The following is a 17,876-nucleotide window of genomic DNA, read 5'->3' as shown; positions in this document are numbered from 1 at the left end:
GACGTGACCATACGAGTCCCGCGTCCGAGTCGATTTAATGCCGCTCCTTGGCTTCGTCGACCGTGTCTGCCATGGTGAACATCGCCGATTCATCGGGGTCTCTTGAGATCAGCTTACAGGCTTCGAGGATGTCTTTCAGGTGCTCGCTCAAGCCGCACAAAATGATGCTGGGCTCGTCGAGGTGTCGGCGCAACCCCATCAAGGCGAGAAAGCCGACGCTGCCCATGAAACGAACGCTGTGCATGTCAATCACCAGTCGGTTCGCCTGATTTTCTTTCGCCAACGCAATCATCTCCCGGCTGATTGCGGAGGCGGTGTCGCTATCGCGGATCTGATCGGTTTGAATCTCGAGCACGAGCGTCGTTCCGTTCGACGACGCCTGCACGAGTGGTTTTTCATGTTCGGTCATGGTGGTGCCGCGAGAAGCGAAGTGCGGGGTGCTATCGGATGCGGGTGCCGCGAGAACGAACGAAGATCGCTTGGAGAATTCGCAAACCGACGCGTGAGCGAGGAAAACTCGTCCATTCCCTGGCTCACACGTCGGGCTACCAAGCAAGATCAAGGACGTCCCGGGGCATTAATCTAAACCCCAGCCAGACGAAAAAGTTGCTGTGCAAAAGTTGCGGAGCATCCGCGGCAATCTCCCTGAACGAATCTCCCTGAGCCACTCTCGCAGCAGACCCGAGCGGTCTTACGCGGTCACGCAGTTCTTTCCCCGGGCTTTGGCTCGATAGAGTGCCGCGTCGGCGGCGGTGACCAGCGATAGCGTGTCGGTCGCGGTCGTTTGAAAACAGGCCACGCCAATGCTGATCGTGGGCCGCAGCGCGACCCCGTTCTTCTCAAATCCCGCCGATGCGACCGCAACGCGAATCTGTTCACCGATCCCGAGAGCGGCCTCCAAGTCATGACCGGGCAGGAAGGCGCTGAATTCATCGCCGCCAAATCGGCACGCTTGTCCCCGAGATCCCAGCACGTTTGCAATCAGCCGTCCGGTTTCACCGATGACGTGTGCGCCGTAAAGATGCCCATAGGTGTCGTTGATCTGCTTGACGCCATCCATGTCCATCATCAAGACGGCGAGCGGAACGTCACGGCGTTGCGAACTCTGCAGTGAAAACTCCAACGCCTCGTCGAAGCGTCGTTTCGAGGGCAGATCGGTCAGCGGATCCCTGCCGACGAGGGTTGCGACTTCGCTGTGAAAATCGATGTCCAGCTCGTCGGCCAGTGAAAAACGGATCACCGTTTCCCCGACGAAGATTTTGTCACCATCCCGCAGCGTCCTGCGACCGATCAGCGGGGTTGAGTCGACCCGTGTTCCATTGGTGGAATTCAAGTCTTCCAGAACAAACTCGCCGTCGCCACTGGGCGTGATGGCCGCGTGATGTCCGGACACCTTCAGATCATGCAACGGAAACGTGCACGTCGGGTTGCGGCCGATCACGGTTCGATCTTCCAGAAATGCGTTGACGCCGATGTCGGCGCGGCTGCGAATCACATTCAAAAACGCCCGCTTGGGCGTTTGGCGATCCGAAGACGTGACCCCTTCCTCGACGCGGAGGGTCCCGGCTTCAAACGTTTGTGTGTCCGAATACTTGGCAGACGGTTGGGGGGATTGGAGACTCATATCAAATCGAATGCTTGCAATGGAACGTACGTGGCGCAACGGACTCCCTAGATGTATCAAGTCTGACGCTTCCGCGTCACCAGCGATTTCGCGTTTCCCTTCCTCCTTCTTGCCCCCAATCCATCTGGTAGCCCCATCCGTTTGCCCCCACCGCAGCCTGTCTGACCGTACCGCCAAAGCCTCAACGTTGCGTCCCCCCGGTAGAACCGAATCCCGTGGCTGCTTGCGACGTCTGCGTCTGTTGTTCCAAATACCGCATCACGGTGTCGGTGATATTGATGCCGGGATCGTGAAAGACGATGTTCCTCATGACGTGACGCGTGACCGAATCGCGTTTCTGCGAATCGACGTCTTCACCATTGATACGCAACACCACGTTGATGTTGTTGTGGACGGCAACGGCCTTCACCGCCGCACTCAGACTCAGATAGTTGTCGTAGTAGATCTTCGCCTCGGCCTCACTCATCTCGTTGTGGCGGCGTCTCATGTCCAACCGCAGCTTCGAATCCAAACTCGCAACGAGTTCTTCTTGTCGGTTGTATTCCGCCGTGCCAGGGGTCATCGATTTCAGGCGGATGGCAGCCTGATTCAATGCATCCCTCTTCTGTTTCACCTCGGCCTCGTGTTTCTGTAATTCGGCTTTGACCTTGCTGATTTGTGCCTGAATTGCCGGAAGAGTTTTGAACACATGGCCGACATCAATCACCGCGAAGCGGTGGCCGGGTTGATCCAATGGCGGGACTTGCTGGGCCGAAACCGCTTGCTGGGCCGAAACCGGCGACACCGGCAAGGCACAAACGGCGAACAGGACACAGGCGAGAGCGGCGTTAGCGAACGCGTGCACCACTGCAATCCGGTGCCCCGAACATCGCTGTGCCGATAATCGCTGGCCCGAACATCGCTGGCCCGAACATCGTGCGACTTCCATTGAACCACCGGGGAGAAGGTGAGATTGAAACATGGTCGAATTCCTCCTGAATTCTGATTGCGGGTCATCCTGACTCTTCGAAGGCCGCTGGAGTTGATCGTCCCGGTGGGTCGGTCCGACGGCGAGCGGCAACCAGGAAAGCAACCGGCATGCCAAAGGCCGCGATCCATCGAGATGGACAGCGCCACTTTGACGTTTCGACGTTCGCCAGAGTGTGGAAAACGGCGAAGCTCCACCTTCTGGCGAAGGTAGCGACGCTTCAACGGCGAGGGGCGATGTTTCTAGTTGCCCGCGCTTTGCCGAACGCACCGTAAGTTACCGCCGCCAGGATCAGTGGCGGAAATGCAGGACGGCGCGCGTGGAAGGAAAAAACGGGATTCTCGATCGGGCCGGCCCGTCAAACGAAACCGGAACCGCCCGCGAGGCCTCCCCATTTTTCAATCGGCTGTAAATTTTACACTTTCGACGTCCGCCCCTCCGTCACAACGAATCCCGCTGCTCAATCGGGGCTTGAGTGCAAAGAAGCGGTGGCCGGAAAATTCGCGACCGAGAATGGGGATCATGAACGCATTCGCCGGTGGCCATTTCAGCAGTGCGACAAATGCCCAATGACGAAGTCGGCATGGAGCACTGCGAGGTCGCCATGGAGCCCTGCTATTTTTTCTTCGCCACCACCGGTTCTGCCGCCCCGAAGACCTCGCACTGAGCGACCTTGCGACGGTAGAAGTCGTCGGTCAACAGCCACTCGTCGAACAGCAGATTGAGCTGCCTCAATCGCCCCGCCACTTGGTTCTTGGAGAACTGCGGCGGACCTGTCGGCAGATCCTTCGGTTCCAGCTTGGGCGGGCGGACGCGTGTGGGCGGACGCCCCGCGGCGGCGTTGATCACCAGGGCCTTCAAGTCTTGGGCGGGAACGAGGTGACGCCACAGGAACGCCTGCATGCGATCCTCCGCCGGGACCGCCGGATGTGTGACTGTGCGGTGAAGCATCTTCGCGCGGCCGACGATCGTCAGGTCGACCGGTTGATCCATGTTGTTCCGATGGCTCCTGACAAAGAGTTTGGCTTCGTTCTGATGGGCCTTGAGCGTTACCGGTGCCGCGGTGAAGCCGTCTGGCAAGTCTTCGACATTCAAGTTGATCGGACCTTCGAATCCATCCCGGCGGATCGCGTAAACGGTAACTGCGGCGGCCGATTTGCCGCGTAGATTAAGACTCGACGGGACCACGCGGAGGGCAAAGTCGGGGCGTGGACGGCTGAGGCGAAGGCGATAGCCATGTTCCGGTCCGCCGTCACGCGTCGTGTCCCCCAAATGCACGAAATAATCTCCATCCTCGGGCAACGTGATCGCCACATAGGAATCGGCGTGGTGCGTGTTCAAGCCGGCTGCCGCGTCGATGTGATCGTCGTTATGGGCCAGCGGTTTGCCGCTCGAATCGGTGACTTTCAACATCGAATCCAACGCCGAATCGAGTCGGCGGGCATGGACCTCCGCCACAATTCTGTCGCCGGCGTTGGCGGTGATCTTGAAAACGTCCCAATCATCCGGTCGATCGATACGCCCGTTGATGATGATCGGAAGCTTCACCGGTTGGGCATCGGCCGGGCGATTGTTGGGTTCGCGATCCAAACCTTCCGGAAGTGCGTCGACAGCCAGGGGAAAGGTGTTGCTGGCAAGACCGTCGACATCGGCAACGGCTTGGTATATTTCCGGGGCGGCATCGGGTGAAGGCAGGGAGAGTTGCGTCTGCTCCAGATTCCGCCCGAAGAGTTCGACGTCCGGTGTTTGACCGGAACGGCTTCCGAGCGGAAAGACGCTCGTGACAAAGGGCAACTGGCCGATCGAGATGCGATAGACGAAATCTTCGCGACCACGGTACAAGGCGTCGGTGATCGTCAACACGTACTCACCGTCGCGGGGAACGTCCAGAAACAGCGTCGGATCAGGCTTGAAGCGATAGTCGTCGTTGAACGCCAGCTCTCGTCCGTCAGAGTCATATAGCGCCATCACGGGCTGAAACCAGCCGGGGACTGCATCGGCGATGAAGGGAACCAATTCCCGCGCTTTGGTGGAAATCACAAGTCGTTGACCGGCACGGGCTTCAAAGCGATAGCGGTTGACTTCACCCGATGCGATCTGGCCATTGACGGTGCAGGGCAATTCGATCCTTGACTCGATCTCCTCCGCCGGTCGCTTTCGTTGCGCGAGCGCTTCTTTGCCGAGCACCTGAAACGGACTGGTCAGCATGGGTTTGCGAGAAGACTCGGGCAATTGCCCGACGTGAAAGACCATCGGATTGGTCAGCCCCCGAGCGCCGATCAAGCGGATTTCTCTGGCCCCGGGTTCGGCGTCACGGTCGATCGTTACCTTAACCAGCGCGATGCTGGAAACAGCTTCACAGGCCGGCCGGTTGACCCATTCGCCGATACGCTTTTCAAGCCTGACGATGAACTGCTCGGTCGCTTCATCCACCTCCTGTTTGGCTTTCTTCTGCTGAGCGACTTCGCCCCGCAGCTCCCTGAGCTGCTCCCTGAGCAACGTCACTTCCTGGTTGCTCAGCTTGCGATAAAACTGGCTGACTTCGGCGGACACGCCCTCACCACTGACCAGCGCGGCGTGCGCGCCGTCAATCCGTTGCCCGCCCAGTCTGACTTCGACCGTGGTGCCCTGTTGACCGCCGGCGGGATAGACGAATCCGATGTACGGTGCCGATTGGCCCGATGCCCGCTGGGCCGTTGCCGAGGGAGCCGGTGCCCAGGGACCCGCGACCAGAACCAGGGTCAGTCCCAAGATCGGGATCCAAGTCGACTTGTCCATGGTGAGTTCCTTGTTCAGTTAAAGCCTCTTTCCCGCGTTGACAGGCTGGACGCCTATCCCACGTTTTGTTTACATGATTTCAGCTAACCGTCCGGCCGACGGCGCGCCTTCGCTCGCGGTAGGCAGCACGTGGGCTTCCAGGCCGAGTGGATGCGGCAATTCGGCATTCGCGTCGATACCGGACAGCTGATAAATACTGCCCAGCAAATCCGCCGGGTACACGGGGCGATCTTTGACCTCTTCGGCTTTCTCATCGGACGATCCGACGACATGCCCGCCACGGAATCCACCGCCGGCCAGCAATGCACTAAAGACTTTGCCGTAGTGGTTGCGACCACCGTTCCATGGCGGCTGCCAATCCACCTTCGGGCCGCGACCGAACTCGCCACAGCACCAGACAACGGTGCTGTCGAGTAATCCGCGATCATCCAAATCCTGCAGCAACATCGCCAAGCCTTGATCCAGTTCCGGGCATTGTCGGCGCATCGTCGCAAAGTGATTCTTGTGGGTATCCCAGCCGCCGGGATAGTTGATCACGACGTAGGGAACGCCTGATTCGACCAACCGCCGCGCGACCAGGCAATCCTGGCCGAACGTATGGCGACCGTAGCGATCTCGCAATTCCGGTGTCTCCTTGCTTAGATCGAACACCTGCTTGCCTTGCCCCAGCATCAACTCATACGCCTGTGCCTTGGCTTCCTCCGCGGCCGCCAACTGGGGATGCCCGTCCATCAGCTGGCCCATCGTGTTGATCTTGTCCAAAAAGTCGCGACGCGCCGCTTGACGTTGGTCGGTGATGCCGCGAGCCACGATGCCTTCGACTTCAAAACGGGCCGCTGCCGGGTCGCCACCGGTTGCAAAGGGTTTGAATTTCGGCCCCAGGAATCCTTCCTCGGAAAACCGGCCCTGCGGTTTGGTCAACACGACATAGGGCGGAATCATTCCCGTGTAGTCCCGGCCCTTGAACAGCGAAAACACGGCGCCGATGCTCGGATAGGCAAGCCGTTCGCCGGCGCTGTGCCCGGTCTGCATCAGGTAGGCCGCGGTTTCATGCCCATTGATACCGTGGGTCATGCTGCGAATCAGCGAATACTTGTCGGCCTGCTTGGCCAGTTCGGGAAACAATCCGCCGATCTGCATTCCAACAACGTTGGTCGACAACACATCGCCAAACTCTCCCATGTACTCGCGTCCCATCTCGGGTTTCGGGTCCCAGGTGTCGTTGTGAGACATCCCGCCCCATAGAAACACCTGGATGACCGACTTGGCGCTGGCCGACTTGGGGTCGGATCGCGGCGTGGTGTTGGCCGGCTTGGCGGAGACGAATGGGGATCCGAGTTGATGGGCCGCCAGCACGCCCGCGGCACCGCAAACGCCGCGCTGCAATGAGTCACGTCTGGAAATCCGCGTTGCGGTGGCAGATCGATGGTTCGTGTTCATGGTGATCGGTATCCAAAGACAGTTAGTGTCGATAAAGGAATTCCGGGCTATTGATCAACGCCCATGCGGCGTCGATCGCTGCCTCGTTCCTTTTTAGAGGGGTGGATCGCACGTACGACGCCACCGTCTTCAACTCCGCGTCGGTCGGCCGGCGTGAAAGAATCGTCAGATAGAGACGCTCGGCGATCACGGCGGGATCGCGACTGGACGTCAGCACTGCTTTGAGCGCCGGGCCGCGTTCCAGTTTGGTTTGGATGTGCCCGGAATTGAGCAGGTGCAGCCACTGGGAAGCCACCGGTCGATTGTTGCGTTCGTTCTCCATTCCCGTGGCCCGCGCGGAACGTCCGAACAACGCCAAGAAAGGGCTGGTGATGCTGCCATCGGCCAGCGCAATCGCAGGTTGGTCACTGGGAATGTAAGTGAACGGTTCCGGAATCGGGCTGGTGTATAGGTCGACTGTTCCGGTGATCTGGTTCACCGCATCGATCAGCACCTCGGCGTCAAGTCGACGCAGTGGATACCTGGCCCAGGGAGCCTCCGATGGATCCGCAACCGGCATCGAAGACATTTGATACGTCGCGGAATTCAGAATCAGTCGATACAAGTGTTTCAAATCGTAGTCACTGGCGATCAATTCCTGCTCCAGGAACGCCATCAGTTCCGGGTTGCTGGGTGGGTTGTCCTCTCGAATGTCGTCCGGCTCGTGGATGATCCCGCGGCCCATCAGCCAAGCCCAAACGCGGTTGGCGATGCTTCGCGTGAACCACGGATTTTCCGGCGTGATCAACCAGTCGGCAAACACCTCGCGTGGGTCTCGATCAGGTCTCAGCGACACCTTGGTGCCGTCGGGAAAGACCGCCGCGGACCGTTTCTCCGCCTTCGCTGGTTTCGCCGGTTTCGCGTTTGATACACGTGCGCGGTCGGCAGCTTCGCTCGATCGCAGCGATGCAGCGACCGCAGCCTGGCCGGGCGCCGCGTTGTCTGGCAGAGTGCTTGCATCGAGCGGGTCCCAAAAAACGATTTCTTCCTTCCACTCGGCAGTAGGCTTGTAACCGACCTGCGAGAAGAAGACGGCCATGCCGGACAAACGTTCTTCAGGCCACGATTCGGTCCGCGTGCCCATGAATGTCAACGCCACGCTGCTGGCAATGCCCTCGGCAGTTTTGTTCTGCATGGCGCGATAAAAGTTAACCGAGCCGACTCGAAAATTGCTTCCGCTACTGGTCAGCAGCTCGCGGGCAAATTGATCGTAACGTTTGTTCTCCACAATCGATGCCCGCACCCAACGGTGATACGCTTGAGCCGCATTGGGCCACAAATTGATGGGAAACTCCGCCTTGATCCGCAACACGTCGCCCCATTTCATCGACCAATAGTCGGCGAACTCGGGCCGGTCTAACAGGCGCTCGATGAGCGCCGCGCGTTTCGTTTTGACGTCGGGATCTTCGATGAACTGCAGCGCTTCGTCGGCCGTCGGCAGCGTGCCGATGATGTCCAGGTACACCCTGCGGACGAACACCGCGTCGGAGCAGGTGACGGGCTGAATGCCCAACGAAGACAGCTCGGCAAAAACGATTCTGTCGATCTCGCCGTTCGGAGTTGCTGCAACAGCACTTTCATAGAGGTTCGCCGTGCGACCATCCGCAATCGCGACGCTGCGCCAGACCAACGTCAAACACAGAATGAACCAGAGGGATGATCGTATTGACATCGCGCATGACTCCTTCTTGCGGCAGGCCGCAATCAAAGGTGCACGAGAAACTCAGGCGTGTCGCCACCATCGGATGGGAAGTGTTGTCAGTGCGATTGGACACTGCAACCTCTTCGCGACACCGCGTTGCGGCATGTCGGGGTACTCGTTCTCGGCGGGGGACCAGGGGTGGGTATGTAGTTGGGGGTGGGTGTGCGTTTGGTCCAAAGTTTCCCCAGGGTGATTGAGTGTCGCAAATGTCGTTCCAACTCACCACGTCGCCCCATCCACTAAACTAAACCCGTTGCGTCTTTGTGGCTTCACGGAATCGTTTGCGATGGATCTCTCACATCTTCGACAGGAATATGCACTCGAATCTCTCGGCATTGATCGTGTCGATCCGTGTCCCTTCGTGCAATTTGAGCGGTGGTACCACCAAGCATCGACGGCGGAATTGCTGGAACCCAACGCGATGATTTTGGCCACCGTCGCCCCGAACGGTCAGCCGACCCAACGAACGGTTCTGCTGAAGTACTTCGATGTGGGCGGTTTTGTCTTCTTTACGAATTACGGAAGCCGCAAGGCGCGACATATCGCACTCAACTCCCGCGTTTCGATCCTGTTTCAGTGGCTGCCATTGCAACGACAAGTCGAAATCGGCGGCACGGCCGAACGGGTCAGTACCGCCGAGTCGCTGAAGTATTTTCTGACGCGACCGCGGGGCAGTCGACTTGGGGCGTGGGTATCGCACCAAAGCGAGATCGTTTCGTCGAGGTCGATGTTGGAAGCCAAGATGCAAGAAATGAAACAGCGATTCGCGTCCAAAGAAGTGCCACTGCCAAGTTTCTGGGGAGGCTATCGCGTGAAACCGACGCGTTTCGAATTCTGGCAGGGCCGCCCGAACCGACTGCACGATCGGATCTGTTACGAAGCCGACGAACACCAAGGCTGGGAACGCAAACGCCTCGCACCCTAGACAAGGTGTCCGACACGTTTTTGGTTGTCAGTGGGCGGCTAACCCGGATATTGCATCCGCTTATTCGACTGCCCCTATAGCGCGAAAGCCTTAGTTCGTGTATCTATTGGAGTTACGACACTTCATAGACCACAAAACCAAGGCTTTCGGCAATGACAAAGCGTAAACGAAATCGTCCCGCATTGAAACGCCTCAGAAGGCAGGCCGTTGAGGTAGATTTCGACGGCGGATCGCTCACTTCCGATGGGGGCCTCGTCCTGCTTCGCGAAGTCGACAAAAAGCTCAATTTGATCAAGCGGATCGACCAAGCGATTCACGACCCGCGTGATCCGATTCACACCGTTCATTCTCAAGCGGAAATCCTTATCAGTCGAATCTTTGCGATCGCGGCCGGATACGAAGACGCAAACGATCAACAGCAGCTTCGCGATGATGCCGCCTTTCAAGTCGCCGCCGGACGGCCCCCTCGAATCAATGACAGGTCGGATGACGATTGGGATCCCACTCTGGCGAGCCCCTCGACTCATTCCCGATTTGAAAACCGAATCACCAAAAAAGAACTCTTCGAACTCAGCAAGATCCTCGTCGACATTTTTCTTGACAGCTTCGACACCCCGCCTGATGAAATCACACTCGATCTAGACGCAACGGACGACAAGGTACACGGCGATCAAGATAAAAAGGCTTTCAATGCCTACTACGACAGCTATTGCTTCCAACCTCTGTACGTGTTTTGCGGCGACCAACTTCTCGTCTCGTATCTTCGTCCAGCCAACCTCGGTGATGGCCATCACGCACGCGGAATCACAAAATTGCTTGTTGCAAGGATCCGCCAACGATGGCCTCGGGTCAAAATCACCCTTCGTGGTGACGGAGGTTTTGCGATCGAACGCCTCATGCGCTGGTGCGACAAAAACGATGTCCACTACGTCTTTGGTTTGCCCAAGAATAAGGTTTTGGTCAAGCAAATTGCCTGCGAAATGACTCGCGCAAGAGTCGAGAGATTCCACCGTGGTGGCAAACAAGCCTTTTACAAGTGGTTTCGCTATCGCACCGGCAGGACGTGGGACCGCCATCGCTGGGTGGTCGGCAAAGCAGAGTATACCGCCAAAGGCCCCAATCCTCGCTTCGTCGTAACAAACTGTTTCTCAAGTGACGACATTGTCGACACGACCTACCATCGACCGATGGTCGATGGCAAAAGGCAGCCGCTACAAGTTAAGACTCCAGGGACATGGTGCTCTGTCGCTTATGACCCGGAGAAGTTTTATCGAGAGCACTACTGCATGCGTGGCGAGATGGAGAATCGGATCAAAGAGCAACAGCTTTGTCTGTTCGCTGATCGCACCAGTTGCACCCGTTTTATTGCCAATCAGTTCCGCGTGATGCTTTCATCATTTGCTTACGTTCTACTCGATGGGTTGCGTCGCCTGGGCCTGAGTGGAACGAAACAGAGTCGTCTACGTGTGGACACGATTCGATTGCGACTGTTGAAAATAGCAGCCCGAGTTCGAGTGACTTGTCGTCGGGTGGTATTTCATCTTTGCAGCCATTGCCCCTGGGAACCGCTGTTCAATCAGGTGCTGGCACGTCTGTGCCGTAGCGATTAGCCACTCCCATCGCATCGTGTGGCACCGCGCAGCGACTTCCGGTCGTCTGGGGGTAGGGGGCCCTCTGCCCGCAGCGAATCGATTGCAGCAAAAACCGGCTATCGTGGACAGCCTCGCCGTAACTCAGTCTAAAATCAGAGTCAACCAGTCAGCGGATGCAATATCCGGGCTAAAGCCTGCACACCAACACGTCTGCCCGTGCCATTCGTGTCTGCCTTCCCTTTTCACTTCGTCCGCTGTTGGTTGCCGGCAACGCCGAGCCCCCGCAGCCTCTGCAACCGCTCGAGCAACTCCGCCATTCCCTCGCCGGTCTTGGCCGACACGTCGAAGGATTCGATTCCCGGCCGCACCGATTGCAGGCTACGCTTTGCCTGGGCGGCATCGAATTCGACGGCCGCCGCAAGATCCATCTTGGTGATCACGGCCACGTCGGCGGTGTTGAAGATGGTGGGATACTTTAGCGGTTTATCTTCGCCTTCGGTCACTGAGAACAGGACCAGACGCAAGGCCTCGCCGAGGTCCCACGTGGCGGGACAGACCAGATTGCCGACGTTCTCGATAAACAGAAAGTCCAGTTCGTCGGTGTTCCAGCCCTGAAGGGCGTCGGCGACCATGTCCGCTTCCAAATGACACACCGTTCCGGTCGTGATCTGCTTCGTCGGGACTTCGGCCCGGGCTAAACGTCGGGCATCGTTGTCGGTGGCCAGATCACCGACGAGCGCAGCAACTCGATAGTTCTCGCGCAGACGAAGCAACAAGTCCTCCAACAGCGCCGTCTTGCCCGCGCCCGGACTGGACACCAAGCTGACAACGGTCACGCCGTCTTGTCGAAACCGCTCCCGCAGCTCCCTTGCCAGCACATCATTTTGTTTCAAGATCTTCGTGCGGACTTCGACAAGGCGGGTTTGAGAATTCATGCTTTGATATCCGGATCAGTGATTTCCAGCGCAGTGACTTCCAACGCAGTGATTTCCATTTCTCGCCCGGCGACCACATGGTTGGAAGGCGTTCGGCAGACCGGGCAAACGAGTTCCTGGATCGACTCGACCGGTTGTTCGGCCTGACAGTGTTCACAGTAGATGACGATCGGCACGTCTTCCACCACCAGTCGAGCCGCGGGCAGAGCCGAGTGCTCGCGGGCCAGATCGAATGCCGAGAGCAACGCGGACTTCACGATCCCCGAGAGCGGACCGAGTTTGATATGGACGGCTTCGACGCAATCGATGTTCCGACGTTCGGCTTCTTCGGCCGCGATATCCAAGATATTCAATGCGATGGAGAGTTCATGCATCAGCGATCACCTTCTCCGACTCGATCACCCGCAGCGTCTCGGCGACCATTGTCGCGACAGCCGATTCCGCTTCGGGGGTCAAACAGCGATCGCTCAACTCGAACGTCCGGCCTCGAAAGGTGATCGCGAACGCTTCCGGAACGTCGCCATACAAACGACGCGTGAGACTCAACAGCCTGCCGAGACTCAGCTGGTGCCCAAGTGCTTCGGCAGCATTGGTTTCATGCAGCCGTCGGACGAGAACCCGATCGGCAGGGCCTTCGATCGACGCGTCCAGGAAGACGGCGCGTCCGGCTTCGCTGAGTTCGAATGCCAGATCGGGCGTCGGCGCGCAGCGGTTGATGACGCGGACCACTTGCGGATCAACGGCCTGCCGCACCCGTTCGGCGGCGATGGGCCCGAGCGCATCGTCACCGCGCAAGGTGTTTCCGAGACCGATGACGAGTGCGGTGAGTTTCAAGTTTCAAGTTTCAAGTTTCAAGTTTCAAGTTTCAGGAAACCTGCCGCAGCAACTGATCGAGGACCTTCCCGCGTGAGTCTTGCAATTCGATCCGCAGCGGCATTTGGCCGAAGGCGTGCGAGGCACAACTCAAGCACGGGTCGTAGCACCGGATCACCGCTTCGACGCGATTGAGCATCCCTTCCTGCATGTTGTTGCCGTCGACGAAGTGTTTGGCCGCTTGCTTGATGCCTTGATTCATCGCCAGGTTGTTGTGGCCGGTCGCGATGATCAGGTTGGCCCACGTGATCAGACCGTCGTCGTCGATCTTGTAGTGGTGAATCAACGTTCCCCGAGGAGCTTCGGCAACCCCGATGCCCTCGTCGCTGTTGCCACGTGCGCGGGCTCGCACCCGCGTGTCCAGAATATGGGGATTGTCCAGCAACTCCTTCATCCGTTCGAGCGCATAGATAATTTCGACAAGTCGTGCAAAGTGAAAGTGAAAGCTGCTGCTGACCGGACGATCGTGCTGCAGGGCGCGAAACTCGTCCAGCGCCGCGTCGGCGAGTTTGGTCCCGCAGAAATCACAGTTATTCAACCGCGCCAACGGCCCGACACGGTAGATCCCCTCGGGGTAGCCTGCCGGCAGATAATACGGAAACTTCATGTACGAATAAGGTTCGACCGCTTCACCGATGACGCGTTCGTATTCTTCGAGCGGAACCATGTCTTCGACGATCGCGCCGGCTGCGTCCTTGATCCGAAAGTAGCCGTCGTAGTGTTCCAGCCCGCCGGTCGGTTTGATCAGGCTCAGGTACATCGTCGGAAAGTTGCCGAAGTGTTCGATCTCCTCGGAAAACTTTCCGATCAAACCCTTGAAGGATTCGAAGGTGCGTTGGGCGATCTCCAGGCCTTCGGGAAGCATGGCCAACATTTCGGCACGTTTCTCTTCGGTGATCGGCGCGCTGACGCCACCGGGGACCATCCAGCCGGGATGAATCTTCTTGCCACCCAAAATCTCGATAATCGTCTGACCGATCTGCCGCAATCGGATTCCATCTTTGGCCAATTGCGGATCGACGGCCAACAAGCCAAAGATGTTTCGCGACTTCGGGTTCGAATCCATGCCCAACAGCAGGTCGGCCGAGGAGAGATGAAAGAACGAGAGTGCGTGGGATTGCATCAATTGAGCCAGGTTCATCAACCGTCGCAAATTGGCCCCGGTCGGCGGAATCGTCACGCTCAACAGGTGATCGCAGGCTTTGGACGAAGCGACCAGATGACTCACCGGACAAATGCCGCAGGTCCGGGCGGTCAACGCGGGCATTTCGGGGAACGGCCGTCCCTCGCAAAACTTTTCAAAGCCGCGGAACTGGGTCAGATGGAATTTTGCATCATCCACGTTGCCGTCATCGTCCAGGTGCAGCGTGATGTGCGCGTGACCTTCGATGCGAGAAACGGGATCGATTTTGATCGTACGTCCCATGGCGGACTTCAGGCTCCGAAGCGGGTGATTTGGGTGGGATCCGGTGTGCGGCCGGCGATCAGTTCGGTCAACACGTACCAGATGGTGTCGGCCGACGGAGGACAACCCTGGACAAACAGGTCGACGTTCACGACATGATGAATCGGCACGACGGTCCGCAGCAGCGTCGGCAAGCTTTCGGTGGGCCGGCCGGGTTGTGCTTGAACGGTTTCGACGAAGGCGTGATCGAAAACATCATCCAAATCGAACGTGTTTCGCATCGACGGCACGTTGCCGCTGACGGCGCAATCGCCCAGGCTGATGAGAAACTTGCAACGCTCGCGGAACATCCTGGCGATCTGCAAATTCTCTTCGGTGCTGACCGCGCCTTCCAGAATTCCGACATCGACGTCGACGGGTAATTCTTTGGTGTCGACGATCGGGCTGTAAACGATGTCGACTTTCGCGGCCAGTTCGATCAACCGTTGATCGAGATCCAGGAACGACATGTGGCACCCCGAGCAGCCGTCCAGCCACGCGGTCGCCAACGTGATTTTGGCTGAATCGCTCATCGGTTGCCCCGCATCTGCGCCAGGTACGGCAAGAATTCGTCGTGTTTTTCCATTTCTCCGGCCGCCGTTCCTTTCTTGACCAACGCCCCGGTCGGACAGACCTGAACGCACTTTCCACACGAAGTGCACGAGCTGCTGTCACCCCAGGGCTGGTTCAAATCGGTGATCACCTGGCATTCGATGCCGCGGCCCATCACGTCCCACGTGTGGGCGCCTTCGATTTCGTCACAGACGCGCACACAGCGGGTGCACAGCACGCAACGGTTGTGGTCGACGCGATACATTTCATGCGTTGAATCGACCGCGTAGGGCTGATTGCGATAGGGAACGCGGACGTGATCCATGCCGCACTCGGCTGCCAGATCCTGCAGTTCGCAATGGCCGTTGGAGACACAGACCGAACAAACGTGATTGCGTTCGGCGAACAACAATTCCAGGATCGTGCGTCGGTAGCGTTTCAGCCGGTCGCTGTGGGTCGTGATCACCATCCCTTCGCTGACCGTCGTCGAGCAGGCGGAAACCGGCCTGGGGTAGCCTTCGATTTCGACGACGCACAACCGGCAGGCGCCCCACGTGCTGAGTCCTTCCAGGAAACACAGCGAGGGGATGCGAATGTGATTCGCCTGAGCGACGTCGAGAATGGAGTCCGTTTCGCGGGCACCGATGTCGTGTTCGTTGATCTTCAACGTGACGACGCGGACTTTTACGCCGGTGGAGGTGGTAACGGGAGGTCCAGGCATTTAATTGTCTCCCGTCACGACTGGTAAACGTGGCATGCGTTCGGACTCGGGACGCAGTTTTTCATCGTACTCGTGTCTGAAGTAGCGCAGCGTGCTGAGCACGGGATTCGGTGCGGTCTGCCCGAGTCCACAAAGGCTGGTGGCCTGGACGACGTCGCATAGTTCTTCGAGTAGATCGAGGTCCGCTTGCGTTGCCAGACCTTCGGCGATTTTGTCCAGCAACCCGTGCATCTGAACCGTGCCGGCGCGGCAGGGGACACACTTGCCGCACGATTCGGTCATACAAAATTCCATGAAGTAGCGCGCGACATCGACCATCGACGAGGTCTCGTCCATCACGATCATCCCGCCCGACCCCATGATCGAACCGGCCGAACGCAGCGTGTCATACTCGACCGGCATGTCGAGATGTTGTTCGGGAAGACAGCCGCCGGACGGGCCACCGGTTTGCACCGCTTTGAACCGTCGTCCGTCGGGGATACCGCCGCCGATCTGTTCGACGATCTCGCGCAACCGGATTCCCATCGGGACTTCGATCAGGCCGGAATTCGCGATCCGTCCGGCCAACGCAAAGACCTTCGTCCCGGTCGACGTCTCGGTGCCGATGCCCTTGAACCAATCTCCGCCGCGGTCCAAGATGGAGGGGATATTGGCCAACGTTTCGACGTTGTTGATCAACGTCGGACACTCCCACAGCCCTTCCTCGGCCGGATACGGAGGCCTGGGTCGCGGCTGCCCCCGCAGCCCTTGGATCGACGCCATCAGCGCGGTTTCTTCGCCACACACGAACGCGCCGGCTCCCAGACGGATTTCGATTTCGAAATTGAACGTCGTGTCACTGATGCGGCGACCCAACAACCCCTTCTTGGTCGCTTGTTTGATTGCCTTCTTCAGCCGCTCGACGGCCAACGGGTACTCCGCACGAATGTAGACGTAAGCGTGCTCGGCCCCGATCGCGTACCCGGCCAACGCCATCCCTTCGAGCACCCGATGGGGATCCGATTCCAACACCGCTCGGTCCATAAAAGCACCGGGATCGCCTTCGTCGGCATTGCAGATCACGAACTTGTGTGGCTCCGGCGACATCGCGACGGTGGACCACTTCAGTCCCGCCGGATAACCACCGCCGCCGCGTCCCCGCAAACCGCTCTGCTTGACTTCGCGAAGGACGTCCGCCGGAGTCAGCTCGGTCACCGCCCGCACGAGCGACGAATAACCGCCGGCGGCGATGTAATCGTCAAGGTGTTCCGGATCGATGATTCCCGAGTTCTTCAGCACGATGCGTTGCTGGCAGGCAAAGAACGGGATGTCCGTCGGACATCGCAGCCGCTCCAGCGGGGCGCCGCCAAGGCTGGCGTACAGGTCCCCGGTGTCGTCCGGCGTGACGTCTTTGTACATCACGTCTGTTTTCGTCTCGGTCGCGTCCACGCTGACCAACGGTCCGGCCGAGCAGAGTCCCATGCATCCGACCGGCTTGACGTGAACGCCGCCATCGGCGTCCTGTTTGGCGTGCTGCCGGAGGCCTTCGAGCACCGCGCCGGCGCCGCTGGACTGGCAACTCGCCGCCATGCAGACGCGGACACAATGCCGTTGTGATTTTTCAGCTTCGGCCGATCGCTCGGCGATCTCCGCCAGGTCTTCCAGGTTCATTCAGATGACCTCCTGAAGCTCGGCGATCAAGCCATCTGGCGTCTGTTCCCCCAACACGTTTCCGTCCAGGACGACGGTCGGAGCCACGCCACACGAACCGATGCAGCGGGCGCTCAACACGGACAACACATTGTCGTCGGTCGTCTGGCCCGGCTTGACGCCATAACGCGCTTCGATCGCTGACACCAAACCGCGAGACCCTTTGATGTAGCAAGCCGTTCCGGTGCAAATCACACAGGTGTGCTCGCCTTGTGGTTTGAGTGTGAACAGGTGGTAGAACGTCGCGACCCCGTAGACCTTGCTCAGCGGCAGTTGCAACGACACCGCGACGTAGCGTAGCGAACGGTCTTCCAGATACCCGAAACAACTTTGCACGGCGTGCAACGTTTCGATCAACGCATGTCCCGAATAGCCATTGCGCCGCATCGTGACATCGATGATCTTCCAACGTTTATCGTCGTCAGGTGGTGCGACCACGGCGGTTCGTTCGGTTCCCGGACGGTCCATCAACATCGTTTTCGCTCCATCGGTCGAGTTGCCTTGTCGGGATTCATTCTCAGTGTCGACCTCTCAACACGATGGATGTTTCGATCGCACCTCTCATGCATGGGCTCTCACCACTCAGCAGAGGAAC

Annotated in this window: 16 protein-coding genes; 2 read left to right on the top strand and 14 right to left on the bottom strand. The window is 58.6% G+C overall.

Annotation, left to right across the window (positions count from 1 at the left end):
- Positions 1-34: 34 nt before the first annotated feature.
- The 6 genes from TBK1r_RS30915 to TBK1r_RS39250 form a co-directional block, all read right to left on the bottom strand.
- Entirely contained in the window at positions 35-409 is a 375-nt protein-coding gene (locus tag TBK1r_RS30915) for an STAS domain-containing protein (protein ID WP_145219167.1), read from the bottom strand.
- 282 nt (positions 410-691) lie between these two features.
- A complete protein-coding gene (locus TBK1r_RS30910; RefSeq protein WP_145219165.1) occupies positions 692-1,624 on the bottom strand; it encodes a GGDEF domain-containing protein in 933 nt (310 codons plus the stop codon).
- Between the two features lie 181 nt (positions 1,625-1,805).
- Complete coding sequence (locus TBK1r_RS30905; RefSeq protein ID WP_145219163.1) at positions 1,806-2,585, bottom strand: OmpH/Skp family outer membrane protein; 780 nt, start codon at positions 2,583-2,585, stop codon at positions 1,806-1,808.
- A 621-nt stretch (positions 2,586-3,206) separates the two neighbouring features.
- Entirely contained in the window at positions 3,207-5,369 is a 2,163-nt protein-coding gene (locus TBK1r_RS30900) for a PPC domain-containing protein (RefSeq protein ID WP_145219160.1), read from the bottom strand.
- 69 nt (positions 5,370-5,438) lie between these two features.
- Positions 5,439-6,809 carry a DUF1501 domain-containing protein gene (locus TBK1r_RS30895; RefSeq protein WP_145219158.1) on the bottom strand — a complete coding sequence of 457 codons (1,371 nt, stop codon included), beginning with the start codon at positions 6,807-6,809 and terminating at the stop codon, positions 5,439-5,441.
- Positions 6,810-6,831: 22 nt separating this feature from the next.
- A complete protein-coding gene (locus tag TBK1r_RS39250) occupies positions 6,832-8,520 on the bottom strand; it encodes a DUF1553 domain-containing protein (protein WP_419580566.1) in 1,689 nt (562 codons plus the stop codon).
- Positions 8,521-8,836: 316 nt separating this feature from the next.
- Between TBK1r_RS39250 and pdxH the strand changes: the two genes are divergently transcribed.
- On the top strand, positions 8,837-9,475 hold the full coding sequence (pdxH, locus tag TBK1r_RS30885; protein WP_145219156.1) for a pyridoxamine 5'-phosphate oxidase: 639 nt from the start codon (positions 8,837-8,839) through the stop codon (positions 9,473-9,475).
- A gap of 152 nt (positions 9,476-9,627) precedes the next feature.
- Positions 9,628-11,085, top strand: a complete 1,458-nt coding sequence (locus TBK1r_RS30880) for an IS1380 family transposase (protein ID WP_145208447.1) — start codon at positions 9,628-9,630, stop codon at positions 11,083-11,085.
- 224 nt (positions 11,086-11,309) lie between these two features.
- Here the strand turns inward: TBK1r_RS30880 and hypB are convergent, their stop codons facing one another.
- Genes hypB through hoxE form a run of 8 tightly spaced genes read right to left on the bottom strand, consistent with a single transcriptional unit; the run spans position 11,310 to position 17,755 of the window.
- Entirely contained in the window at positions 11,310-12,002 is a 693-nt protein-coding gene (gene hypB, locus TBK1r_RS30875) for a hydrogenase nickel incorporation protein HypB (protein ID WP_145219153.1), read from the bottom strand.
- On the bottom strand, positions 11,999-12,376 hold the full coding sequence (gene hypA / locus TBK1r_RS30870; protein ID WP_145219151.1) for a hydrogenase maturation nickel metallochaperone HypA: 378 nt from the start codon (positions 12,374-12,376) through the stop codon (positions 11,999-12,001). Before hypA ends, hypB begins: the two co-directional genes overlap by 4 nt.
- A complete protein-coding gene (locus tag TBK1r_RS30865; protein ID WP_145219149.1) occupies positions 12,369-12,836 on the bottom strand; it encodes a hydrogenase maturation protease in 468 nt (155 codons plus the stop codon). The genes hypA and TBK1r_RS30865 overlap by 8 nt, the downstream gene beginning before the upstream one ends.
- Positions 12,837-12,867: 31 nt before the next feature.
- Positions 12,868-14,301: a Ni/Fe hydrogenase subunit alpha gene (locus tag TBK1r_RS30860; RefSeq protein WP_145219148.1), complete on the bottom strand. Its 1,434-nt coding sequence runs from the start codon at positions 14,299-14,301 to the stop codon at positions 12,868-12,870.
- Positions 14,302-14,309: 8 nt separating this feature from the next.
- Positions 14,310-14,852: an NADH-quinone oxidoreductase subunit B family protein gene (locus tag TBK1r_RS30855; protein ID WP_145219146.1), complete on the bottom strand. Its 543-nt coding sequence runs from the start codon at positions 14,850-14,852 to the stop codon at positions 14,310-14,312.
- Complete coding sequence (hoxU, locus tag TBK1r_RS30850; RefSeq protein ID WP_145219144.1) at positions 14,849-15,592, bottom strand: bidirectional hydrogenase complex protein HoxU; 744 nt, start codon at positions 15,590-15,592, stop codon at positions 14,849-14,851. The genes TBK1r_RS30855 and hoxU overlap by 4 nt, the downstream gene beginning before the upstream one ends.
- Positions 15,593-17,242: an NADH-quinone oxidoreductase subunit NuoF gene (gene nuoF / locus TBK1r_RS30845; protein WP_145219142.1), complete on the bottom strand. Its 1,650-nt coding sequence runs from the start codon at positions 17,240-17,242 to the stop codon at positions 15,593-15,595.
- Complete coding sequence (hoxE, locus tag TBK1r_RS30840; protein WP_372897227.1) at positions 17,243-17,755, bottom strand: bidirectional hydrogenase complex protein HoxE; 513 nt, start codon at positions 17,753-17,755, stop codon at positions 17,243-17,245.
- Positions 17,756-17,876: the final 121 nt, after the last annotated feature.

The organism is Stieleria magnilauensis (assembly GCA_007753675.1).
Lineage (GTDB): Bacteria > Planctomycetota > Planctomycetia > Pirellulales > Pirellulaceae > Stieleria > Stieleria magnilauensis.
This window is presented reverse-complemented; position numbering and strand designations above follow the sequence as displayed.